At 36.9% G+C, this 11711-nt stretch carries 9 protein-coding genes; 1 reads left to right on the top strand and 8 read right to left on the bottom strand.

The annotated features are described in order from the left end of the window. Positions 1-96 precede the first annotated feature (96 nt). The 7 genes from DW721_RS02180 to DW721_RS02150 form a co-directional block, all read right to left on the bottom strand. Positions 97-1287, bottom strand: a complete 1191-nt coding sequence (locus DW721_RS02180; protein ID WP_118744655.1) for a hypothetical protein — start codon at positions 1285-1287, stop codon at positions 97-99. A gap of 88 nt (positions 1288-1375) precedes the next feature. Continuing rightward, positions 1376-2962 carry an AAA family ATPase gene (locus DW721_RS02175; RefSeq protein WP_118744654.1) on the bottom strand — a complete coding sequence of 529 codons (1587 nt, stop codon included), beginning with the start codon at positions 2960-2962 and terminating at the stop codon, positions 1376-1378. Between the two features lie 252 nt (positions 2963-3214). Next, a complete protein-coding gene (locus DW721_RS02170) occupies positions 3215-3850 on the bottom strand; it encodes an ABC transporter ATP-binding protein (RefSeq protein WP_347560350.1) in 636 nt (211 codons plus the stop codon). A 336-nt stretch (positions 3851-4186) separates the two neighbouring features. Further along, positions 4187-4882 (bottom strand): hypothetical protein, encoded by a 696-nt coding sequence (locus DW721_RS02165; protein ID WP_118744652.1) that lies wholly within the window; start codon positions 4880-4882, stop codon positions 4187-4189. A 266-nt stretch (positions 4883-5148) separates the two neighbouring features. Continuing rightward, complete coding sequence (locus DW721_RS02160; RefSeq protein ID WP_118744651.1) at positions 5149-6522, bottom strand: ABC transporter permease; 1374 nt, start codon at positions 6520-6522, stop codon at positions 5149-5151. After that, on the bottom strand, positions 6519-8357 hold the full coding sequence (locus tag DW721_RS02155; protein WP_118744650.1) for an efflux RND transporter periplasmic adaptor subunit: 1839 nt from the start codon (positions 8355-8357) through the stop codon (positions 6519-6521). Before DW721_RS02155 ends, DW721_RS02160 begins: the two co-directional genes overlap by 4 nt. Positions 8358-8359: 2 nt before the next feature. Next, positions 8360-9976 carry an HlyD family efflux transporter periplasmic adaptor subunit gene (locus tag DW721_RS02150; RefSeq protein WP_118744649.1) on the bottom strand — a complete coding sequence of 539 codons (1617 nt, stop codon included), beginning with the start codon at positions 9974-9976 and terminating at the stop codon, positions 8360-8362. A 290-nt stretch (positions 9977-10266) separates the two neighbouring features. Between DW721_RS02150 and DW721_RS02145 the strand changes: the two genes are divergently transcribed. Beyond that, positions 10267-10863 (top strand): stage II sporulation protein M, encoded by a 597-nt coding sequence (locus tag DW721_RS02145; RefSeq protein WP_118744648.1) that lies wholly within the window; start codon positions 10267-10269, stop codon positions 10861-10863. A 56-nt stretch (positions 10864-10919) separates the two neighbouring features. On the opposite strand, the gene coaE is transcribed toward DW721_RS02145, so the two are convergent. Next, positions 10920-11495 carry a dephospho-CoA kinase gene (gene coaE / locus DW721_RS02140; RefSeq protein WP_118744647.1) on the bottom strand — a complete coding sequence of 192 codons (576 nt, stop codon included), beginning with the start codon at positions 11493-11495 and terminating at the stop codon, positions 10920-10922. Positions 11496-11711 lie beyond the last annotated feature (216 nt).

The raw sequence follows: 11711 nt of genomic DNA, 5'->3' as shown, positions 1-11711 counted from the left end.
GTTTATCCGAATAAAATTTTACGCTAACTTTCACCCCTGTCGCAATCAACTTATTATTGCAAGTGTACAGACGAACAGAAACGGTCACTCTTTAACTTATCTCTCCACAAGTTCATAAGGCTCTTTTTTCTCAATCACATATCCACCTGTCTCGTCGCCTGTCACCCCTTTCTTTTTTATTATCTCATCTGCCTTTGTCTTTTTTATCCCCCACTTGTAGTTTGAATCAAAATACTGCACATCCCCCCATTTTGCAAGTGGTACTATATAAAAGTCAAATAAATCTTTCTGTGAAGTTTTCTCATAAACCTGTATCTGTACCGTATAGCTGTCGATTTTTGTAATTCCATTTATACGCTGTTTTTCTGCTATTGATTTTTTACCGGCTTCATTAAGTACGATTTTTTTCACCTTGGCATTATAATTTTTTCCGGTCACCTTACTCAGTTTTTTATAATCCCAGCCGTATTGACCCGCAACCTGATTTATAACTTTTTTTGCATCTTTCTTTTTAGCCTTATATTTCGGTTCCAGTGAAAAAAAATAAACAAACAAATCCCGTGTCCTCGGATATTTGTCTGTTATGTAAGAATATGTTTCATCCCGATAAAGAGAACTTGTCCATTCAAACGCATCTTTTATTTCGGGATATATTATTTTGTTTTTTATTTCTTTTTTTATTTTAGCTGACGGCTTCTTTAATTTTGAATTAAGTATCTTCTTTGCCTTATCACCGCCACTATATCCTGTCTGATAACTTAAAAGCCCCGCAATATTGCATTTGTAAACATTATCAGAAGACTCATATGAGCTGTCAGTTCTAAGATAATAATTAAACATCAGGTCATCAGCAGTTATCATTGTACCAGCCGATGCTTTTAGCCCCTCTTTCAGTCTTACCGTATATGTTGTCAGCTTTTTTCCTTTCTTCTTTTTATCTTTTTTATTATAACGGCTGTCACTTTCAATACTCTCAAAAAAATCCGAACCTGACTTTGCTTTTATCTTCTTTAATTCGTTATATATATTTATATAACACTTATCAAGAATATATCTGTCAGCCTTTGTAGAATAAATAAAAGGTGACAGATTTTTTGACACATCACCTTTTATGTGAAGTACCTTTCTGGTTCTCTCAGAATTGTTTTTGACCTTTACATCAGCCTGTTCTATCTGAGAATATGTAATCTTTTCACTATCATTTTCATTTTTATTTTTGCGGAATGATGTAATTATTATTATGACAAGACAAATGTAAAAAACAACGACAATTATATTTTTTTTCATAGTGTAGATATTATTCCTTTCGTTAATAATAAATATCAATATAATCAGAGTAAATCTACATCCGCGTAAAGTCAATTTAAACCATCATTCAATTTTCGACAGAGCTTATCTCCTCTATAACACAGGTGTGATGTTTTTTATCTTTTCCCCCCGCATCATAGCTTATCCCGACAAGAAGTATCTTGTCACCATAACCTGACAATGCACCATGATACCTGTTTTCTTTTATCTGCTTAATTGCCGTGTCCGCAGACTTATTATATTTTAATTCAACTACCATTGCCGGTCTAAATCCTGCATTAGACCTCGGAATAAACACAAAATCAGCAAATCCCTTTCCGGCAGGCATCTCACGGATTATATTGTAATATCCCGGTGCAGTAAAGTATGCCATTGTAAGAACACAGCTAAGTGAATTTTCATCATTGTACTTTAAAACAGATGTGTAAGTGTCATGAGCAAGTTCTATAAGTTCGGCAACTCTTTCTGCATTACCATCTATTGTTTCAAATGATAATTCATCACAAGTTGAAATCGCCGTTGCAATCTCGTTCCACCCACCTGTTTGCAATGCAAGTTCAAATGCCGTTGCCACCTCATAGTTTGGCACATATGCACTCTTTCTATCAGCATCATATCCGAGATAACCCAAATGTATCAATGCCGTTAAAGCATCATCTTTTGATGCGATAGTTGAAAAATCATTTTGAAATGTATTTGGATTTACCCTGACTTTTCCTCCTGCGAGCATCTTCATAATATCATCCTTAAGCCCTGCATAATTCATCGTTATAAATGTATTAATCGATGCAAAGGAAGATGTATTTCTCCAGTATGAATCATAATCCTTATCCATCATAGACTGCACAACAGAATTTGGATTATACATATGAACACCATCTATCAAATATCCATTATACCACGCCTTTACTGCATCAAAATCCATATCATACTCTTTGCATAATCCCTTCACTTCTTCCTCAGTAAAGCCGTAATATTTACCAATAGGTTTCGATTTTAACATGGTATATTCACGAAAATTGTTTAAAGCAGACTCATCCTTGATTTTCTTAATCGGTAAAATTCCCGTAATATATGCCAATGCAAGAAACACTTTTGACTCCTCCGATTTAAACAGTGAGTGGAGAAATTGCAGATACTTATGTACCAGCTCTTTGTCGTCACTGTTTCTGATAACACAATCCCACTCATCAATAATTATCACAAAGGGAGTATTTGTCTTCTGATATATTACCATTAAATTATAGTTCAAACTATCATGATAATTCAGTTCATCATTAAAAGACTCTTTAAAATCTTTATAAATATACTCTGTTACTTTTTCCACAATATTTTCTTTATAAAAATCAAAAAACGAAGAAATATCTAAATGTATCACATTATATTTGTTCATATATTTCTTATAATCAGCACTTTCAGAAATCTTTGTCCCCTCAAAAATCTCTGTCGAGTCACAGCCAAGACTATAGTAGGCATCAATCATCCCTGCCGCATGGGACTTACCAAAACGTCTTGCATGGCTTACCGCAAGACATTTACTGTTTGTCCCCAACATACCGTTTAAATATTCCAGAAGCTCCGTTTTATCTATATATATCCTACTGTTTTTATCGCAGGCAAAACTCTCATTGCCCGGATTAAAATATATGCCCATCTAACACTCACCTCATTTCATATAACCTTTACATACCTTTAGTATATTTTTGTTATAAGACAATGTCAATCGCAATTTTAACTCACTACCATAGAATATCATGACTTTATTGCTTTTTCTGTTTTTTATTATATAACATTAGTATAATGCTTATTTTTTTCAATAACACCGTATCCTCGTGTGCTAATCAATACATCTGATGTGTTTTTAACTTACATTCCTGCCCACACACTACAGTGCGGGCAGGAATATTCAATTTTCAACAGCAAATATCTCACCATCTACTATCTTAACTACCCTCTTTGCCGCCTTTGCGACCTCAAGGTCATGTGTTATCATAACTATCGTGTTTCCCATATCATTAAGTTTTCTAAATAATTTAAGAACTTCCTTACCGCTTTTACTGTCTAACGCACCCGTCGGCTCATCTGCAAGAAGAATCGCAGGCTCTCCGACTAATGCTCTTGCGATTGCCACTCTTTGCTTCTGACCACCCGAAAGTTCATTTGGTTTATGATTTATCCTTTCCTTAAGACCGAGCATTTCTATCGTATCCATGCACATCTCCTGTGCCTCTTCATGCTCATATCCTCTCATAAGGAGCGGCATTATGACATTCTGAATAACCGTATATGTAGGTATCAGATGATAGTTCTGAAAAATAAAACCTATCTTTTCATTTCTGATATTTGTAAGTTTTTTCTCTTTCATCGAATGTATCGCAAGTCCGTCAAGATAATACTCACCCTCATCAAAAAGGTCCATGCAGCCAATAACATTCATCAGTGTAGACTTGCCGGAACCCGACGGACCAAGAATTGCAACAAACTCACCCTCATCCACGGTAAAATTAATATCTTTCAGAACATGGAGAGACTCTCTCCCCATATCATAAATTTTATTAACATTAACAATCTCTATCTTATGTTGCTTAACATCGCTCTTTTTATCAATATCCTTATCCGCCTTTTTCTTTCTGAACTTTATCATAAAAATCTTCCTTTCTATAATGTTGTTCCAAATTTAAAGTCTTATCTAGTCATAAACAATAACTTATATTGGATTGAACAAAGACAGCAAATAATATTAACCGACATTTTGTCGCCGTCAGTACTTAGTCAGCGTTTCCTGCTGACTTATTGTACTGCTACGAGCGACAACATAGCGAAAGCGTGCCGGTTGTTATTATTGCTGTTCTTGTTCAATCATCATAGCTTTAAATTATCACGAAACAATCCACACACCTACAACAACCTTTTCCCCACTTGAATCTTTCTCCATTATCATTTTAATGATGTCCCCATTTGAAAGTCTTGAAAATGTTGTTGTTTTTCCAAGTGATGTTATCACATCTGTTCCGACAGGTATCGTCGTACTGCCTGTTTCATCCGTGAGCGTATAAATCTTCTTGCTGCTTTTATCCGAAGATTTACTGCTGTCAGATTTTTTATCTGAACTGTCAGAAGAACTCTGACTGCTGTTTTTATCTGATGAACTATTCCGGCGATCTTCGAACTGCGAACTTTCTCCGTTCATATCGGCTGCTTCTCCACTCTGCGAATTTCCTCCATTCGTATCGGGTGCTCCTCCGCCCTGCGGCATCTCTCCACCATTCATATCGGGTGCTCCTCCGCCCTGTGAACTACCTCCGTTCATATCTGGTGCTCCGCTTGCGGACGGCATCCTGCCTTTCTTTGAATTTGAGTCAGATGCACTCTGCTCTTTCACAACGGTGTATTCTATCTCATTGCCATATATCGCCGTTATCTTGCAGGCAACAATCTCCTGATTAGATTTCAGTTTAACTGAGCTTATATCATTGGTTGTCTCCTCCGTTTTCTTAGAACATCCCGACAACACAAGGCACATACCGAGAAACACCGCAAGAACTTTTCTACACCTTTTCACATTAAGATGCATTTTTCACCCTCCTTAAATTAATTTATTTAGATATTTGCAAAACAACTATTATCTGTAATTAAATTGTACAGGTATAACAAATAATGTTAGCAGTGCACTTCTGTCACCGTCAGCACTTAGACAGCGTATTTTGCTGTCTTAGTACTGTTACGAGTGACAGGTAGCGAAAGCGTGCCTGCGGTATTATTTGTTATACCAATACAATAAACACAACCTACATTTAGTTTTGCAAATATCTACTCATTCATTTAAGTATTTGAAAACTCTTACTCCTCATTTAATGCCTCAACAGGTACAAGCTTTGAAGCCTTTAATGCAGGATAAAATCCAAATACAGTTCCCGTAAATACCGCAAATACTACGGCAAGTGCTGCTCCGAATACAGAGAGTTCTACTCTTACATCAAAATGCTCTACAACAGGCGTTATGCCAAAACTTAGCAAAACGCCAAGTATTCCTCCAAGTATGCTTATAAAGCACGCTTCAAGTAAAAATTCTATAAGTATATCTTTTTTTGTACAACCAATGGCTTTTAATATACCGATTTCTTTTGTTCTTTCTTTTACCGATACGAACAATACATTCATGATACCTATACCGCCTACGATAAATACTATAGCCGCCATTGCAATAAGGAGTGTTGTCAGTGTGTTGTTTGACTCTGACGCAGCTTCCATCTTACTTCCGGCATCGGTTATCGTAAATTCTGCATTTGGATAATTTTCCGCGAGAACCGACTGTATATTTTCCATTACAGTGTCCACTTTATCAACATCTGATGCGATTACTGTTATCGTCGGGTCTGCATCTGTTCCAACGATATATTTTACTCCGGTACTGTATGGTATAAATATGGAATCATCAGGGCTTATTCCTGAAGAAACAGTTCCTACCTCCGATATTACACCGTTTACTACATATGCTCTGTCATCTATGTAAATAGTGCTGTCATATGCGTCTTTTACACTTCCAAATATCTCTTTTGCAACAGAATAACCGAGTACGCACACTTTCTCTTTGTTTGTCTCGTCTGATGACTCGATAAAACTCCCTGCTGCCATCGTCAGATTACTCATGCCTGCATAATTATTTTTCACTCCTGCTATCGTATAGCTTTCAGCGTCATCGAGCTCTCCTCCATCTACATCGGATTTTGTAGTATAAGATATCGTTATGTCTGAAATTCCCGGAAGAAATGTTTTTAAATCGTCCATATCGTCTTCAGACAAAGTAATCTTTTTCTGATTTATCTTTGAGCTTTCACTGTTTTTACCGCCCAGCATAAATCCACCAAAGCCGCCGGGCATCTGCGGCATTCCCTGACCACCGCCAAAACCACCCTGTCCCCTATTTCCGGACTCAGAGTTTCCATTTGATGATTTCCCTGACGAGCCTGATTTTGATGAACTCTTAGAATTTGACGATGAACTGTCTGACGACTGCTCATATGAAATATCTATAGCACCCGCGTTCAAATTTTTGAACTGGTCCGCCACATCCATCTGACCGCCCCTGCCTATTGCTATAACCATGACTATCGTTGCCGCGCCCACTACTATACCTATAGAAGTAAGCACCACCTTAAATTTATTCTGAATAAGATTTATCCAGACAAGTCTTAATATCTCGCTTAGTTTCATTCGCTCACCCGGCTTTCTATAAGAACTGTATCACCTTCGCTTAATCCGCTTTCGATCTGAACATTATGTCCGTCTGAAAATCCTGTTTTTACCTGTGTCTTTGTCGTACTTGCATCACTGTTTTTCTTTGTTACATATGACTTTGTTCCCTCTGTCTCAACAGCCTTATTTGAAATATAAAGAACATCCTTTACCTCTTTTGTAACAAATGTAACATCAGCACCCATTCCTGCATAAATACTTGAAACATCACCTGTCATTGTGACTACGACCGGATAACTCACCGTACTTGTTCCCGATGAAGTGGTTGATATTGATGTGACTTTTCCATGGAATGTCTTACCTTCATATGCAGAAAGACTTATATTTACTGTATCTCCGACTTCTATCTCCGAAATATCGTCCTGTGCGACAGACACTGAAGTTGTGACCGCATCCGAATTCATATATGTAGCTATGTCGGTATCAGTGCTTAATGTCTCTCCGTCCTCATATCCGACAGATGTTACCGTGCCTGAACATTCAGCTTTTATCACCCCTGTTCCTGCATACTTTTCAAAAGTTTTTAATGCTTTCTGTGCATCCTTTAATGTCTCCTGTGCGTCTTTTACATCATCGTCAATTCCATCCATCGCAACATTATAAAGAGTCTTTGCATTTGAATATTGAAGCATTGCCGCATCATATGTCTTTTTTGCACTTACTTTTCCTGTTTTCCTGGCTTTTTTAGCAGATTTAAGCTGTGATTTCAGGTTTTTGAGGTTTGATTTATATTCCGATAACTGCTGCTGATATGAAGCTAACTGCTGCTGCATTATCGTTACAGTGTTTGAACTGCTCTGACTGCCCGTTGAGCCTGCAGTTGTACCTGTTCCTGAAGTTCCTCCGTTTTTATCATCTCCCATACCTGTACCGTTCATGTTTCCTGTATTATTTCCGGCATTACTGCCTGTATTCTGATTTGTCGATGTACTTTTATATACGGTTGTACTCCCGCCTGCTTTTTTAATCTTTTTCTTTAGATTTTTAATCTTTGAAGGAAGTGTCTTAATACCTGAAACTGCCGTATTATAGTTATTTTGTGCTGTCACAACCGCACTGTCAAGGCTTTGCAATGTAGCTTTATATGTTGTCTTTGCACTCTTGCCTGCCGCAATCCTTTCTTTATATTCATACTCCGCCGTAAGTTTATCAGAGTCTCTGTCTACTTTTGCTTCTTTTAATGAAAGTTTTGCCGAACTTACCGCCGCCTTATAAAGTTTTCTCACATTTAAAACACTCTTTGTCGTGAGTTTTAAAATTGTGTCACCTTTTTTTACATTCTGACCCGATGTGATACACACTTTTTTTATAACAAGGTCTGAGTCCGATACGCTCTCATTTCCTGATAATGAAGATGTTGTCTTTGTTGTGGAAGAACTGCTGTCTGACCCCGACTGTCCGCCTGCCATTCCCATTGCACCACCCATGTTCTGCATCCCCTGTGCATCACTTTTATTTGAACTGTCCGAAGATGAAGAACCTGAACTGCTTGTTCCTGATGAAGATGATGAGCTGCTTGTTCCCGCCGAAGATGTGTCAAGCTCATATGACTGTGTGATAGAACCAATCTCCATTGTTCCACTTTCAGTTATTCCCACTGTGAGATTTCCTTTTTTTGCCGTGTTCTCTTTAGTCACTGTCGCTGTCTTTGTATCGTCTTTTTTTTTGTTCACATTAAAAAAAACGATAACAGTTATGCACACAACAATGATTATGGAAATTATAGCTTTCTTTATCTTTTTCTTATGCGACTTAGATTTTACCGCTGCCTGTTTTTTTTCTTTATCTGCCATTTTTATTTTCCTTTCTGTTCATTTTCTTCATTATTCTGATTAAAGATAACCTGCGTTGCAGCACCGCTTGATAACATTTTCTGCGAATTATCAATGGAAACAGTTACCGTATATGTTACTTTTGATACACTCTCCGATGATGAAGATGTTTCAATAGCTGCAACTTTTCCCGTTACTGTCTGCGGCATATTCTGAACACTTACCGAAGCCTCATCGCCTACTGAAATTTTTCCTATATCCGTCTGGTCAACAGTCACATCAATACTGAGTGTATTTTCATTACTGTAACCTGCTATCGCTGTCATACTGTTTAACATATCTCCGCTTTCATATGACATTTCAGATAAAGTTCCCGACATCTGTGCCACAACATTATTTCCTGATATAAGTTTGTTAAATGCTGCTACTCTTGCTTTCGCATTTGTATAATTGTCTTTTGCTTTCTGTAATGTATCTTTTGCCGATTTTATAGCCGCATTATAGACTGTGTCTGCATTTTTATAGGCTTTCACACTCTCGTCATATGTCTTTTTTGCACTTACTTTTCCTGTTGTCTCCTCTGATAAAGCCTGATTGTATGTTGAACTGTAATTGTTCAGGTTAAGTTTTGCATTTTTGTAATCAGTTCCATATAACGAAATATTATTTTTAAGTATACTTATACTATTTGACAACTGAGTTTTTTTCGTATTGTATTGCTCGTATGTCTTTTCCGCTGATGTTGACGATTTCAAAGCCTTGCTATATGCTGTGTTCTTTGACTCCATGTCTTTTTTTGCCAATGCAAGCTTTTGCTCAACATTTGTTGTCAACTGTGAAATATCACTTTTATTTTCACGACTGAAATCTCCAATATATCTTGATACTGTACTCATTTCATCATATTTTTGTTTTGCCTGTTCATATAATTTTTGCTTTGTGGCAAGAACTTTAGCTTTACCCTCTGCCTGTTTTTTTGCCTTTTTGATTTTTTTATTTACACTGCTCAACTGTTTCTGTTTTGCAGCAAGAGTCTTTTTTGAATTTTTAATCTTCCCTGGATATGTACTTATTATCTTTTTGCTTTTATCAAGCTGCTTTTTCGCTTCTTTTACCATTCCCGTATATTCCGATAAACTGTCTTTATAATCGATAAGTGCTGATGAATACGCTGACAAACTCTCCTGATAATCACTTTTTGCATCATAAACCGCTTCTTCATAATCAAGTTTTGCCGATGCATATTTCTTTTTATAAGTTTTTACCGCTTTATATAGAATTTTTCTTGTATCTGAAACACTGTCTTTTGTAAGTTTTATAAGTGCATCTCCTTTTTTTACCTCATCACCTGAGCTTTTCAAAACACTTTCCACTTCCAATGCTCCTGTTTTACTTGTACCCTTAAGATTCAGATTGTATAGCTGATAGTCCGTTCCTCCCGATGTCGTTCCCTCTGCCTGCAATATATTACTATTCTGCGTCTTTGCCGAAGCAATGTTTTTATTATCTGAATTATTTGTCTGTTCCGATTGTTCAGATGAATTATTTTTTAAAATCCGGTTTCCACCATATACTCCCACACCTGCTATAACAAGCACTACTGCCATCGTCAATGCAATCTTTCTTTTTCGGTGCATCATTTTTCCTCCTGTCTGCTTACGCTGATTTTTCTTTATTGTTCCAGCATATTCTTGCCAAAGATATTCACAATACGCTTTATATTTTATAATCAAAATATTACAGTAAATTTGTGAAAATCAGGTGGAAAAGTTGTGTGCAAAATGTGAAACGGAATATTTTTAAATATCTGTCATAAGATGATGTAAGAGGAAAATTTCCCCTCTTTTAAGAAAATGTACTCTCGCATTTAACACGGTAAAAGTGCAGCAAAACATTAACATAATAAATCTGAAAGGCAGGTTATCGCTAAATGAATAAAACTTCCACAACCAATATACGAAAAGGGAAAATGCCACGCATATGTAAAACGGTTATCATATTCTTTTTTATAGGTATGGTTATCGGTACCCTTGTCGGGAAACTATTTAATCCAATCATCCTGCCTGTATTAAAAACAATTTACAGCGAAACCATAAGTGCCCTGCCATCATTGGACATACCGTCAGACCAGATAGTCCTCTCATCTTTTAGCAGAAACATCAAATTTGTAATGCTGCTTTTTATTTTCTCAATGACAGACCTCTGGCGTTATTACTGCCTTGTTTTTTCAGTTTATACAGGATTTTCAAACGGGCTCCTGCTTTATTTTAATATTTCACTTTACGATTTTGCCGGAATAGCAAACTATACCTGCTGCATTATGCCGCAATATCTTGTCTTTGTCCCTGCATTTTTGTTTATAATAATGAAGCTTCACAGAATAAACTGCTTAGATGAAACAAAACAAAAAGGGAAACTGTTATTAAAACAATTTCCCTTATTTCTGCTCAGTATTTTACTTATACTTATCGGAAGTCTCGCCGAAGGCTGCATAAATCCACTGCTTTTGATGCATCTTGCAAACTGATTATACATACTGTCAATGCAGGCAACAGACTTCTAATCTTTAAAAATTCAAATAAACTAAATCCGTTTTAATTGCTGCTTAAGCTCCTCAACAGAACCGTCATTTTTTATGACTCTGTCACTTCTGCTTATATAAAACTCATCAGTTTTCTGGCTTCTCATCACCGCATCGCACTTTCCGTCAGAATAGCCCCTGCTTTCCTTAAGCCTTGCTATCCTTATTTCTCTCGGAACATACACATACCATACCTCATCACAGTATTTATCGCACTCCGTCTCGAACAATATGGCACTCTCAAGAATTATATTACCGCCTTTTTCCTTTCTCTGTTCTATATAGTCCTCAATATACTCCTTTACCTTTGGATGCACAATACCGTTCAAATCCTGTATCGCACTTTTGTCATTAAACACTATATCCGCAAGTTTCTTTCTGTCAATCTCCCCCGCGTCAGAAAGAATTTCCTTACCAAATCTCTCCACTACGGCTTCAAAGGCACTGCCACCCTTATCCGTGACAATATGACCAATATCGTCCGTCAATATAAGCTCAGCACCCGTTTCTTCCTTTAAAAACTGTGCCACAAGTGACTTACCACTACCGACACCACCTGTCAAACCAATAACTTTCATCTCAATCCTCTCAATATCATAATAACCACACTAAGCCTTTGCAAAACTTACATAAACTGTAATTAGATTGTGCAACTATAACAAAATAATGTTAGCTGACATTTTGTCACCGTCAGCACTTAAGAGTGGTCTTTTCACTCTTTATGTGCTGCTACGAGTGACATCATAGCGAAAGCGTGCCAGCGGTATTATTTGTTATAGTTGCACAATCAACAC

The organism is Clostridium sp. AM27-31LB, assembly GCF_003480745.1.
In the GTDB taxonomy this organism is placed as follows: Bacteria; Bacillota; Clostridia; order Lachnospirales; family Lachnospiraceae; genus Butyribacter; species Butyribacter intestini.
This window is presented reverse-complemented; position numbering and strand designations above follow the sequence as displayed.

What these genes read in the sequence shown, in the direction of transcription:
- DW721_RS02155 (WP_118744650.1), bottom strand. Translation starts at nt 8,357, where the DNA reads ATGGCAGATAAAGAAAAAAAACAGGCAGCGGTAAAATCTAAGTCGCAT.
- DW721_RS02150 (WP_118744649.1), bottom strand. Translation starts at nt 9,976, where the DNA reads ATGATGCACCGAAAAAGAAAGATTGCATTGACGATGGCAGTAGTGCTT.
- DW721_RS02165 (WP_118744652.1), bottom strand. Translation starts at nt 4,882, where the DNA reads ATGCATCTTAATGTGAAAAGGTGTAGAAAAGTTCTTGCGGTGTTTCTC.
- DW721_RS02180 (WP_118744655.1), bottom strand. Translation starts at nt 1,287, where the DNA reads ATGAAAAAAAATATAATTGTCGTTGTTTTTTACATTTGTCTTGTCATA.
- DW721_RS02160 (WP_118744651.1), bottom strand. Translation starts at nt 6,522, where the DNA reads ATGAAACTAAGCGAGATATTAAGACTTGTCTGGATAAATCTTATTCAG.
- DW721_RS02175 (WP_118744654.1), bottom strand. Translation starts at nt 2,962, where the DNA reads ATGGGCATATATTTTAATCCGGGCAATGAGAGTTTTGCCTGCGATAAA.
- DW721_RS02170 (WP_347560350.1), bottom strand. Translation starts at nt 3,850, where the DNA reads ATGGGGAGAGAGTCTCTCCATGTTCTGAAAGATATTAATTTTACCGTG.
- DW721_RS02145 (WP_118744648.1), top strand. Translation starts at nt 10,267, where the DNA reads ATGAATAAAACTTCCACAACCAATATACGAAAAGGGAAAATGCCACGC.
- coaE (WP_118744647.1), bottom strand. Translation starts at nt 11,495, where the DNA reads ATGAAAGTTATTGGTTTGACAGGTGGTGTCGGTAGTGGTAAGTCACTT.